The organism is Streptomyces globisporus (genome assembly GCF_003501885.1).
Lineage (GTDB): Bacteria > Actinomycetota > Actinomycetes > Streptomycetales > Streptomycetaceae > Streptomyces > Streptomyces globisporus_D.
On sequence record NZ_QWFA01000219.1, the window covers coordinates 1 to 11,348 of the forward strand.

11 protein-coding genes and 1 pseudogene are annotated in these 11,348 nt (G+C 73.3%); 7 read left to right on the top strand and 5 right to left on the bottom strand.

Annotation, left to right across the window (positions count from 1 at the left end; translation table 11 throughout):
- The 3 genes from D3105_RS29415 to D3105_RS29425 all read right to left on the bottom strand — a co-directional run.
- Window positions 1-1,300 (bottom strand): MraY family glycosyltransferase (locus D3105_RS29415; protein WP_118905975.1); only part of this gene is annotated, 1,300 nt, incomplete at its 3' end.
- Window positions 1,301-1,553: 253 nt separating this feature from the next.
- Window positions 1,554-1,772, bottom strand: coding sequence for a hypothetical protein (locus D3105_RS29420; protein ID WP_118905976.1), 219 nt, complete (start codon window positions 1,770-1,772; stop codon window positions 1,554-1,556).
- A gap of 158 nt (window positions 1,773-1,930) precedes the next feature.
- Window positions 1,931-3,508, bottom strand: a complete 1,578-nt coding sequence (locus D3105_RS29425; RefSeq protein ID WP_118905977.1) for an amidohydrolase — start codon at window positions 3,506-3,508, stop codon at window positions 1,931-1,933.
- Between the two features lie 212 nt (window positions 3,509-3,720).
- On the opposite strand from D3105_RS29425, the gene D3105_RS29430 reads away from it, so the two are divergent.
- The 6 genes and pseudogenes from D3105_RS29430 to D3105_RS29455 all read left to right on the top strand — a co-directional run bounded on the left by D3105_RS29430 (window position 3,721) and on the right by D3105_RS29455 (window position 7,921).
- On the top strand, window positions 3,721-4,665 hold the full coding sequence (locus D3105_RS29430) for a methionyl-tRNA formyltransferase (RefSeq protein WP_118905978.1): 945 nt from the start codon (window positions 3,721-3,723) through the stop codon (window positions 4,663-4,665).
- 19 nt (window positions 4,666-4,684) lie between these two features.
- Window positions 4,685-5,496 (top strand): annotated as a pseudogene (gene ddaH, locus D3105_RS29435) (dimethylargininase).
- Between the two features lie 65 nt (window positions 5,497-5,561).
- Window positions 5,562-5,963, top strand: coding sequence for a hypothetical protein (locus tag D3105_RS29440; protein ID WP_118905979.1), 402 nt, complete (start codon window positions 5,562-5,564; stop codon window positions 5,961-5,963).
- A gap of 52 nt (window positions 5,964-6,015) precedes the next feature.
- Window positions 6,016-6,702, top strand: coding sequence for a 2-phosphosulfolactate phosphatase (locus D3105_RS29445; RefSeq protein ID WP_118905986.1), 687 nt, complete (start codon window positions 6,016-6,018; stop codon window positions 6,700-6,702).
- A 118-nt stretch (window positions 6,703-6,820) separates the two neighbouring features.
- Complete coding sequence (gene rpmF, locus D3105_RS29450; RefSeq protein WP_118905980.1) at window positions 6,821-6,991, top strand: 50S ribosomal protein L32; 171 nt, start codon at window positions 6,821-6,823, stop codon at window positions 6,989-6,991.
- A gap of 102 nt (window positions 6,992-7,093) precedes the next feature.
- Entirely contained in the window at window positions 7,094-7,921 is an 828-nt protein-coding gene (locus tag D3105_RS29455) for a pentapeptide repeat-containing protein (protein WP_118905981.1), read from the top strand.
- A 454-nt stretch (window positions 7,922-8,375) separates the two neighbouring features.
- On the opposite strand, the gene D3105_RS29465 is transcribed toward D3105_RS29455, so the two are convergent.
- Window positions 8,376-9,020, bottom strand: a complete 645-nt coding sequence (locus D3105_RS29465) for a ScbR family autoregulator-binding transcription factor (RefSeq protein WP_118905983.1) — start codon at window positions 9,018-9,020, stop codon at window positions 8,376-8,378.
- Between the two features lie 203 nt (window positions 9,021-9,223).
- On the opposite strand from D3105_RS29465, the gene D3105_RS29470 reads away from it, so the two are divergent.
- Window positions 9,224-9,778, top strand: a complete 555-nt coding sequence (locus tag D3105_RS29470; protein ID WP_118905984.1) for a hypothetical protein — start codon at window positions 9,224-9,226, stop codon at window positions 9,776-9,778.
- 79 nt (window positions 9,779-9,857) lie between these two features.
- Here the strand turns inward: D3105_RS29470 and D3105_RS29475 are convergent.
- On the bottom strand, window positions 9,858-11,348 hold a 1,491-nt coding region (locus D3105_RS29475; protein ID WP_118905985.1), incomplete at its 5' end, for a hypothetical protein.

Here is an 11,348-nt window from a genome sequence, read left to right on the forward strand (position 1 = left end):
GTGTCAGCCCCGTTCGGCCGCAGCCGCGGCGTACCGAGGCGGCGGGGCGGCCGGAGGGCGGGGGCGGAACGGTGGGGTGCCCGGCGGCGGTCCTGGCTGCGCCGGTGGGGGCGCCCCGGCCGGGAGCCGAGCCCTTGGCGCCCGGCGCTGAGGCCGCGGCGGGGATCGCGGTGCCGGCGCCCGCCGCCTCGGTACGCCGGGCTGCGGCCGTACGGGACGGGACCGCGCCGGACGGGGCCGTACGGGCCTGAGTCACGCCGGACGAGGCCGTACGGGACGGGGTCGTACGGGAGGAGCCCGTACGGGGCGGGGCGTACGCCGGAATCCTCAGAAGGGCGAACACCGCGGCCGCCGTCCCCGCGAACGGCAGGAGGAGAAGCGCGGGATGCAGCAGTTCCGCGTAGACCAGGGTCCCGGTCGCCACGGGCACCGCCGCCCACAGAGCGGTCAGGACCGCGGCGCCCGGCACGGTGACGCGGACCCGGCGCAGGCGGTGCGCGATGTGGTCGTCCGTGTCGCGCAGCGGGGAACGCGCCGCGCGGCGGCGGGAGATCACGACCAGGGCGCTGTCGGCGAGGGCCACCGTGGCCAGGGCCGGCAGCGCGGCCCACGCGGCGCGGCCCGACGGGGCGGCCGCCAGGATCAGCGCGCCGGAGGCGGCCAGGGCGAATCCGGTGAACTGCGCCCCGGATGCGCCGAGCCGGAGGCGTGCCGGGTGCCAGGTGTGGAGCAGAAAGCCGGCGAGGCCCGCCACCAGGGTCGCCGGCAGCAGCGCGAGAGCCGGGTCCCCGCCGAGGAGGGCGCACGTGAGCAGTCCGGCGGCGGTGACCAGACCGACGGCGGTGAGCAGCCCGTCCGCGTGGTCGAGCAGGACGAACGCGTTGGTGACGAGGACGATCCAGAGCACCGCCAGGACGCCCGCCGCCGGTGAGAGCCCGGCCAGGCAGACGACGAGGACCGCGGCGGCGATCTGGACGACGAGGCGCAGGACGGACCACAGCGGCCTCAGATCGTGGACGAGGCCGAGGGCCGCCACGAGCCCGGCCCCGGCGAGCAGCCCTCCGACGGAGCCCGCCGCGTCGTCCGCCGCACCGAGCCACAGGGCCACGCCGGCCGCCGCGCCGACGCCGACCACGGCGGTCGTGCCGCCCGTCCTGCGCAGCGCCTCGGCCCGTGGCGCACGCCCGCCCGGTTCGTCCGGGACGTGAGGGCGGAGCGCCACGCGGCGGGCACTTTTGGCGAGTGCGACCGTGATGAACAGCGCGGCCACACCGGAGGCGATGATCCCCAGCACGTTCACCTGCCCTGCCTTTCCTCGTTCCTGACCTGCCGCCCGGCCCCCTGCCAGTGGTCGGTCGGGGGACACAGGACGCCACCCGGGTGGCGTTTCTCCCCAACCTACGGGCCAATGCCCCGATTCACCCTAAATAACACGAAAAGGGCGATGCATTGTTCTGCCACCCGTTCGCAGGGCGACACGACTCGACCGGCCCACGGGCCTCAATGGATCTCGACACAGCAGGAGTTGGGAGGCGCTGCGGGCGGAGGGGCCGTCAGCCCCCAAAGCGCCGTTCGGCGTTGCGCTCGGCGGCGGCGTGCCACCAGCGCGGCGGAGAGGGCGCGGTGACCGCGGAGGTGGGCTGATCGGGGTGCAGGCCCAGGGCGTGCAGCGCGGCGGCGTCGACCCGGACGGTGTACCAGCCGCGCCAGTGCCCGTCCGCGCCGATGCCGCAGGCGAGATCACAGCGGATCAGCTCACCGGCGAAGGGCATCCAGTCGATGCCGCGGTCACGCAGTCAAGCGCGGAGGGCCGCCGGGGGCCGCGGGCAGCCCGGCAGGTTCTCGTACGACAGGACGGTCACCAACGCGGCGTCCGTCCCGCTCCCCTCTTTCTCCTCTTTCTCCGTACGCATGGCGTCGAGCGTAGCCGTCACCAGGCGCCGCGGGCGTCCCGGCCGTCCACGACGGTCCGGACGATCTCGATGTCCCCGATCCGGGAGGGGTCCACGCGGTGCGGGTCGTCGCCCAGCACCACCAGGTCGGCACGCATCCCGGGCGCGAGGGTGCCCGCCGTGTCCTCCCAGCGGCAGGCGTGGGCGCCGGCGACCGTGTACGCCCGCAGCGCCTCGTCGACGGTGACGGCCTCGTCCGGGCCGACGAGCCGGCCCGAGGCGGAGGCGCGTTCGACCATGAACTGGATCGCGCGCAGGGGTGCGCCGTCCGTGACGGGGCGGTCCGAGCTGCCGACGAGCGCGACGCCGTGGTCCAGGAAGCCCCTCCCCCGGTACATCCAGCCGGCCCGCTCCCGGCCCATCACGGTCGCGTAGTCGTCGCCGAAGTACCGCAGGAAGTTCGGTTGGACCACCGCGCTCACGCCGAGCGCGGCGAGCCGGGGCAGCTGGTCGGGGCGGATCAGCCCGGCGTGCTCGATGCGGTGGCGCGCGTCCGGGCGGGGCCGGAGCTTCTGAGCCCGCTCCAGGGCGTCCAGGGCGAGGTCGGCGGCGCGGTCGCCGATCGCGTGGACGGCGAGCTGCCAGCCGGCGAGGTGGCCGTCGACGATGAGGGCGACGAGGCGTTCCGGGTCGCCCTGGAAGCGGCCGACGTTCTCGCTCGTCCCCTCGTACGGGGAGGTGAGCGCGGCGGTACGGGCCATCATCCCGCCGTCGGTGTAGATCTTGAGCGCGCCGAGCGACAGCCAGTCGTCGCCGAATCCGGTGCGCAGGCCGAGGTCCAGGGCCCGGGTGAACCCGTCGTCGGTGTGTGCGGCGCGGGGGCGCAGGGTGTCGCCGGAGGCCATGAGCTGGACCCGCAGGGGCAGTCGGCCGCGGTCCCGGAGCAGTTGATAGGCGCCCAGTTCGACGGGGCTGTGGCCGAGGAGTCCGCCGCCGATGCCGGCCTCCGCGCAGGCGGTGATCCCCTCGTCGAGGCAGGCGCGGGCGGCGAGCTCGATCGCGTCGGCCAGCTCCTCCTGGGAGTACGGGAGCCGCAGCCGGCGGGCGGTGGTCATGGCGCTCTCGGCGAGGAAGCCGTTCTCGTGCGGGGTCCCGCCCGGCAGCAGGTCCAGCACCGCCGTGTTGACGACGCAGGCGTGCCCGGAGTCGTGCATCAGGAAGACCTTGCGGCCGTGGCTGACCCGGTCCAGTTCGGCGGCGGTCAGATGCCGGCCCAGGGCCCGCTGGTCATATCCGGCCACGTCCACCCAGGCACCGGGAGGGGCGGGCCGCCGGGCCGCCGCGTCCACCGCGGCGAGGATGTCCTCGATCCGTTCGCACGGGGCGACGCTCGGGGTTCCGGCCTTCAACCCGGCCCAGGCGAGGTGGACATGGCTGTCGATGAAGCCGGGGAGCACGGTGGCCCCGCCCAGGTCGACGACCTCGCGGGCGGGCAGGGAGGTCACGGCGTCGTCCACGCCGACGATCCGGCCGCGCCAGATCCCCAGGTCGTGGGCGACGGGGTGGCGGGGGTCCATCGTGAGGAAGCGCGCGTTCGTCAGCCTCGTACAGAGCATGGGAGGTCCCTCCCGGTCGCGTTCGGACCCACGGCGCGCGGCCGGAGAGCGGGCCGGGTCAAGTTAACCCGCTCGCCCCTTCCTGTCGACGTCAGGGTGTGTTTCCGGCCGTCATCGACTGTCAACCTGCCTGTGAATCATGGGGCGTTGTGATCTTAGGTAAGCCTTGCTTTACTGAAGCGCCGGTCATCGCTTTCCAAGGAGGCACCTTCATGCGGGTCGTCATGTTCGGATACCAGACCTGGGGCCATCGCACCCTGCAAGCCCTGCTGGACTCCGAGCACGACGTGGTGGCCGTCGTGACCCATCCCAAGAGCGAGCACGCCTACGAGAAGATCTGGAGCGACTCGGTCGCCGACCTCGCGGAGAAGCACGGCGTCCCCGTGATCATCCGCAACCGGCCGGACGACGAACTCGTGGACCAGCTGCGGGAAGTGGCCCCGGACATCATCGTGGCCAACAACTGGCGGACGTGGATGCCGCCGGAGATCTTCACCCTGCCGGTCCACGGCACGCTCAACATCCATGACTCGCTGCTGCCGGCCTACGCGGGCTTCTCGCCGCTGATCTGGGCGCTCATCAACGGCGAGCCGGAGGTCGGCGTCACGGCGCACATGATGGACGAGGAGCTGGACGCGGGTGACATCGTCGTCCAGCGGGCGGTGCCCGTGGGACCGACGGACACCGCGACCGACCTCTTCCACCGCACGGTCGATCTGATCGCGCCGGTCACCGTCGAGGCCCTCGGGCTGATCGCCTCCGGGCAGAAGGAGTTCACCCCGCAGGACCGGTCGAAGGCGAGCTTCTTCCACAAGCGCGCCGAGGAGGACATCCGCATCGACTGGAACTGGCCGGCCGAGGACCTGGAGCGCCTGGTCCGCGCCCAGTCCGCCCCGTACCCGGCCGCCTTCACGTACCACCGGGGGCGGCGGATCGAGGTCGTCTCGGCCGTCGTGTCCGAGGGCCGCTACGGCGGCACACCGGGCCGCGTCTTCTACCGCGAGGGCGACGGCGTCGTGATCGTCGCCGGAGCCGACGCCCGCACCGGCCGCAACCGCGGCCTGGCGATCACCCGCGTACGGACCGAAGACGGCCGCGAGCTGCCCGCGACCGAGTACTTCACCTCGATGGGCGGATATCTCACCGGCCGCCCCTGACGATCGGGACCTATCCCCTATGCGTACTGCACGTGCCCGGCACTACCTCATGTGCCGGCCCACCTACTTCGACGTGGTCTACTCCATCAACCCGTGGATGGACCCGACGAAGCCCGTCGACACTCCGCTGGCCATCGCCCAGTGGGAGCGGCTGCGCGAGGTCTACCTGAGCCTCGGGCACACCGTCGACACGATCGACCCCGTCCCCTCCCTCCCCGACATGGTCTTCGCGGCCAACGGCGCCACGGTCGTCGACGGGCGGGCCCTCGTGGCCCGGTTCCGCGACGCCGAGCGCATCGCCGAGGGCCCCGCTTACCACAACTGGCTGCGCGACAACGGCTTTCCGGAGCTGCGCACGGCCGCCTTCGTCAACGAGGGAGAGGGCGACTATCTCCTGGCGGGCGACTGGCTGTGGCGGGCACCGGCTTCCGCAGCGATCCCCGTTCGCACGACGAGGCACAGGAGTACTTCGGACGCCCGGTGATCGGGCTGACCCTCGTCGATCCGGACTACTACCACCTGGACACCGCCCTGACCGTGCTCGACGAGAAGACGGTCGCCTACTACCCGGGGGCCTTCTCCCCCGGCAGCCGGGCCGTGCTGGAGCGGCTGTTCCCGGACGCCCTTCTCGCCACCCCCGCCGACGCCGAGGTGTTCGGGCTGAACGCGACGTCGGACGGGTACAACGTGGTCCTGCCGCAGAACGCGACGGGGCTGGCCGCGCAGTTGCGTGAGCACGGGTTCAACCCGATCGGCGTGGACCTCTCGGAGCTCCTCAAGGCGGGCGGCAGCGTGAAGTGCTGCACGCTGGAACTGCGCCGGGACGCCTGACGCACGAACGGCCTCCCCGCGGAAATTCCGTGGGGAGGCCCTCGGCGCGCCGTTAGCTTGGGCGCATGACCACCGAGCCGAGGACCTTCCCTCCCCGCCCCCTGCGCGATGTCAGGGCCACGTACGTCCGGCAGGGCGGCTGCCCGTCCTTCTTCGCCCAGGCGGTGGCGGACTTCGAACCCTGGGAGCAGGGCGTGGAGTTCGAGGTGGCGGACACCGTCGCGGTGCCGGGCCGGCCGACCGAGTGGGTGTCCGAACTGCACGAGGCGTTCGGCTCCGGCCTCCGCGAGGAGCTGGCGGCCCTGGGCCCCGGGACGGCGGTGGCCGTCGCGGTGGTCCTGCGGTCCATCAAGGTGCACGAGGTGGACTCCAACCACTTCGCGTTCCGCCGCGCGGGACGGCTCGCCGTACGCAACGCTCTGATCGAGGCGTACGGGGAACGCGGGCGCGCACGCCTGCCGGTGTGAAGTGACTCACGAAGCCGGGGACTTCGGGACGGGCGTCCTCGATCATGACCGGATGGACTCTCGCTTCCTCGGCATCCCCGAGCTGACCGAAACGCCGTCGGTGGCGGTCGTGGTCGACGTCATGCGCGCCTACACGGTGGCCGCCTGGGCCTTTGCCCGAGGGGCGGAGAAGATCGTCCTCGCCGAATCGCTCGACGACGCCCTGACACTCAAGGCGCGTCATCCGGACTGGGTAGCGCTCAAGGACGGTGCGCCGACGCCCGGCTTCGACGCCGTCAACTCACCGGGCCTGCTGCGCTCCGCCCATCTGGGCGGACGTACCGTCATACAGAAGACCACGGCGGGAACGGTGGGCGCCCTCGCGGTGAAGGAAGCGCCGCTGGTGCTGTGCGCCGGCTTCGTCGTGGCGGAGGCGACGGCGGGACTCTTGCGCCATCACGGTTGCGAGGACGTCACGTTCGTGGTCACCGGCGAGGACGGGCGCGCGGAGGAGGACCTGGCCTGCGCCCAGTACATCGCGGGGAGAGCCACCGGGGCCGAGGCGGACGCGACCGTGTTCGTGCGCCGCGCCGCGGAGTCGCGCGCCGCCGCGGAACTGAGGGAGGGCGTCCGCGAGGGGGCCCACCGCGACGACGTCGACCTCTGTCTCGAAGTCGACCGGTTCCCCTTCGCCATGATCGCGACCCCGGAGGACTCACTGATGGTCCTCCGCCCCTGCGGCGTACCAGCATCGGCCTGATGCCCGGCGAGGCGCCCTTCGGCCCGCTCGACGACGGCAGTTCGACGGATCAGCAGCGACTTGGTGTTGACTATCGTTTTCATATAGCGTTCGAGGTCAACGACAAAGGTGGTCCCTCATGGCAGTCCCCAAGCGGAAGATGTCCCGCAGCAACACCCGTCACCGTCGCGCCCAGTGGAAGGCCACGACGCCTCAGCTCGTCCCCGTGACGATCGACGGAACCGTCCACCAGGTGCCGCAGCGGCTGGTGAGGGCCTACGAGCGCGGGCTCCTGCGTCCGGAGGGCTGACCGGCCTCCCGGCACGCCGCGTTCCGCGCACGCGGGACAATGGGGGCGTACAGCCACCGGCACACCGCTGCCCGGCCCCGCACGCCACCAGGAGTCACCGTCTTGTCCGAGCGCACCTCGTACGCCGCCCAGCCCGACCTGCAGGCCGATTGTGGGAACTGCTTCGGGCTGTGCTGCGTGGCGCTGCCCTTCTCGCGCTCCTCGGACTTCCCGGTGGACAAGTCCGCCGGCACGCCCTGCGGAAACCTCCAGGAGAACTTCCGCTGCGGCATCCACCGGCGGCTGCGTGACCGGGGGTACAACGGCTGCACGGTGTTCGACTGCTTCGGGGCGGGCCAGAAGGTCTCCCAGGTCACCTTCAAGGGCGTCAGCTGGCACGAGGAGCCGGATTCGGCCCGCGCGATGTATGAGGTCTTCCCCGTCGTGCGGCAGCTCCAGGAGCTTCTGAAGTACGTCGCGCAGGCCCTGGACCTGCCCGCGGCCGGGCCCGTGCACGGCGATCTGCGCCGCGCGTACGAGCGGCTGGACGCCCTCACCGGGGACACGGCCGAGATCCTGCTCGCCGTCGACGTGGACGCGCTGCGCGGCGAGGTGAATCCCCTGCTCCTGCGGGCCGGCGAGCTGGCCCGGGCGGCGATCCCGGGGCGCAAGAAGAACCACCGGGGCGCCCATCTCATGGGCGCCCGGCTGCGCGGTGCGAAGCTGCGCGGCGCCAGCCTGCGCGGGGCCCTCCTCATCGCGGCCGACCTGTCCGGCTCCGACCTGCGCGACGCCGACCTGATCGGCGCGGACATGCGGGACACGAACCTGTGCGGGGCGGACCTGCGCGGCGCGCTGTTTCTCACCCAGCCCCAGCTGAACTCCGCACGGGGCGACGCCCGCACGAAGATCCCGCAGACCCTGGAGCGCCCGCCCCATTGGGCTGACTAGGGTTCCCGGCGCCGCTGCCCGGGGGCGCCGCGCCGCCCCGTACGACCAACTGGGTCGCCAGCTCCAGCCGGAACTGGTCCGCGTCGTTGAACTCACCGTGGGGCACCCAGCCTTCGGGCCGGACTGAGACCCCGTCCGACATGCCCACGCCGACGAGAACGGGACACGCCATGCCGATCGGACGACCGTTGAAGGCCACGCTGCGGTCACTCGCCACCGCCGCCCTCACCGGGATGCTGATCCGGCCGGGAGCAGCACACGCCCAGGCCCGAAAACCGGACCGACGTCCGGACCGACCCTCCAGCAGTGGCCCCGGCAGCCGCCCCGAGGGTCGCCGAGCCGACACCACCTGGTTCGTTGACGGCAGGCTCTCCCGGTACGGCGCGGCGTGGGAGTCCTTCTGCCGGGGCCTTTCCGCGAACGGGTTCGGCGCCCGCTGCCGGTGACCGCCGTCTCAGCGCGGCGGGGGCGTCCCCATGGAGCGCGGCGGCCCCAGACGCAGCCGGGCGAAGACCTCCGGACGGGCGATCCCGGGCATGACGAGGGCCCACATGGCGCTGACCTGCTGGTGCAGGGCGTCCCGCTCGGCCAGGGCGAGGGACAGCATCTGTACGCCGCTGTAGCAGCCGACGAGTGTCCGCGCGGTCTCCACGGGCTCGACGTGGTCCTGGATCTCCTCGGCCTCACGGGCGGATTCGAGGGCGGCGGTGACGGCACCCAGTGAACCCGCGTAGCTCTCGGCGGTCTGGTACGGGCCCGGCTCGATCGACAGGCGGACGGCGGCCCGCAGGACCGGATCCTCCAGGAGGCCGGCGGTGTAGTGGTGGCTGATGTCCACCAGGGCCTGGAGCCAGAGCTCGGGGGCCGGGCCCGCCGCCATCTGCTCGGAGACCTGCTGGAAGTAGGTGTGCTGGCGGGCCAGGATCTCGTCGCCGAGATCCTCCTTCGACGCGAAATGGTGGTAGAAGCCGCTGCGGGAGACGTTGGCCAGCCGGAGGATCGCCGGGGTCGAGGCACCGGCGTAGCCGTCCCGGTCGATCACGATTCCGGCGGCCTGGACGATCCGCCGAAACGTCTGCTCCCCGCGATCCTTCGTCATGGCCAGCCACACCTTCCTCAGCCGCGTCCGACGTTACCCGGGGACCCGGCGGTGCGCTCCCGGGGCGCGGCCGGATGTCTGACGTCGGCTCCTTCCGCAGGGCGGGCGCGGTCCGGCTCGCCCTGGCCGTCGCCGCCCCCGGACGCCGACGTGACAGTCGATGCCGATGCTTGCTAGACAGGCTGTCCGGGAGGGGTGAAGCGATGACCTTGCATGCCGACGTGGCCGAGCTGCTCGCGGCGGCCGGCATCCTCGGCGTGGACGTCGACGACGCGGTCGCGGACGAACACGTTCGAGGGTCCGCCTACCGACGCGTCGTGTCGGTGATCGCTTCCTCGCCGAGCCGCGACCGGGACCGCGCGATCGTGGCCACCCTTCTTCGAGACCCCGTCGAGATGGTTGCCAAGACGGCGGTGGTCGCCCTCGTGGACGAGATCGCGATGCAGACGTCCGGACCTGCCGATTTCCGCGAGTGGGCGTCCGGACTCCTGCCGGAGATCGACGCGCTCGAAGCGGAAGGGCACCGCGAGTTCATCCGCCGCCGTATCCGCGACTGGCTGTTCCACCTGTCCGTCCAGGACGGTCACGTGCCGACGACGGCCGAGTTGGCGGAGGTCACCGACTGGATGCAGCGCACCCTCGCCGAGGGGTCGAGGTCGCCGGCGGTCCTCGCCCTGCTCGCCGGGTCGGGCCGCAGGAAGAAGACGCGCAACGTCGCGGAGAACCGAGCCCGAAGTCGCGAGCTGAAACGGCGGTGAATCGGTGCACGCGTGGGGCGTGTGCGCCGGCCGATGCCGATCGGCGGGGTGCACTGCCCGCTCTCGGGCGGTCCGCGCCTCACCTCGCCGCGTCGTGGGCCGGGACGGGCGGCACCGCGGCCGGGCCCTCCTCCGTCGGATTCCAGGCGGCCGCGCACAGCGATTCGGACACGGCGGCCGTGTAGCGGGCGGCCGCCAGCCAGTACGCGGCGAAGCCGTCGGTGTCGGCCGGGAGCAGACGACCGAACAGGTTGCGATCACGCCGGGCGGCCGAGGCGCACAGGGCGGTCAGCAGGGCGGCGGCCGTGGGGAGACCGCCGCGGCGGATCCGGCGGGTCTCGGCGGTGACGTCCCCGAGCAGGCCGAGGGCGGCGCGGCCCGCCGGAACCGTCTGTTCGACCCGGCGCTCCAGGAGGTACAGGGGCGATGACGCGCCGGGGCCTGCGGGCTGCGGCGGGGCGAAGTGCGCCGGGGCGGACGGGTCCGGGAGGTCCGCGCGGCGCAGCCGGTCGAGGCCGAGGTCGACCGTGCCCTCGCCGGTGGGGTGCGAGCACGCGAGGAGGGTGAGCCGGGGGTGGGTGGCCGGAATCAGGCGGCCGATGATCCTCAGCCGGGTCCCCGGCGCCGCGGCCAGCAGGGCCAGGTTGTCGCGGTGGGCGAGCGCCGGGTCGTCGTCGGCGACGGTGAGCCGGACCCGAACGCCTCCCGCGCACAGCGCGAGCAGGCAGGTGCCGCCCGGTTCCCGTACCGCGCCGAGGAGTTCGACGTCCAGGAAGAGCAGGTCGCTGCCGGTGCCGTCCGGGTCCGCGTAGCGCGAGGTGGATCGCAGGGCGCGGGCGGCCTGTTCGGCCGGTGGCGTCTCCCACAGGGCGGCGAGGGGCGGCTCCGTCCACGCCGCGCCCCGGGCGGTGACGGCCTTGACGGCCCTTCCTGCGCCCAGTCTGCCGTCCGGCGAGACCGTCGCGCCCGAAACGGCGAGCCCCGCGCGGCCCAGCTCCCGGTGGGTGAGGGCACTGTCCCCCAGGCGCACGGCCCGGTCGGCCACGCCGAGGGCGCGCCCCGCGCCGCCGGGCGCCACATCGCCGACGGTGAAGAGGCGGCCATCGGCTCCGGCGACCCAGGTGCGGACGCCGCCGTGCCCCGAGTCGGTGACCACGGGTTCGGTGAACAGGCCGTACAGGCGGAGCGAGCCGTCCGGGCTGTACGGGCGGCGCACCCGGCCTCGGACGGCGGCCAGCTCCGCCCCGGACGCCGTCCCCACGCGGCGGGCGGTGCCCAGGAGTTCGGCCAGGGCGGTGACGAGGTCGGCGGTGCGGTACGAGGGATCTCCGGCGCGGGCCGCGCGCAGCAGCGTGACGACGGAGAGCGCGGCGCCGGCTGCACGGGGGAGGTGTCGGAGCCGGGCGGTGTGCGCGGCGCGCAGGAGGGCCGACTGGGTGACGGCCCCGGCCCCGTCGACCCCGGCCTCCAGCACGGCGGCGCCCGCCGCCCACAGGGCGTCGGCGGCGGCACGCTGGTCCGGGCTCGCCGTCTCCGGCGGGGAGGCGGGGCCGGGAGCGGGGTTGGAGGT